The organism is Neisseria sp. P0001.S005 (assembly GCF_051963715.1).
Genome location: NZ_JBQCTZ010001168.1, coordinates 1 through 208, shown reverse-complemented (window position 1 = coordinate 208; position 208 = coordinate 1). Strand labels below are relative to the sequence as shown.

Genomic DNA, 208 nt, shown 5'->3' with positions numbered 1-208 from the left:
TTGGATACTGCAGGTGTTAAAGACCGTAAACAAGCCCGTTCTAAATACGGTGCTAAGCGTCCTAAATAATTATCGGGACTCAAATAGGCACGTCGGCCGCCTAAGCTGAATAACGGCCGAGTAAGTGAATGCTCAATTGGGTATTCATGGGAATTGACCCAACTGAATAGATTAAAGGAAATTAAAATGCCAAGACGTAGAGAAGTCC

1 pseudogene is annotated in these 208 nt (G+C 43.3%); it reads left to right on the top strand.

What is annotated here, in order from left to right:
* Positions 1-69 (top strand): annotated as a pseudogene (gene rpsL / locus ACTHSP_RS24440) (30S ribosomal protein S12); the annotation flags it as partial.
* Positions 70-208: the final 139 nt, after the last annotated feature.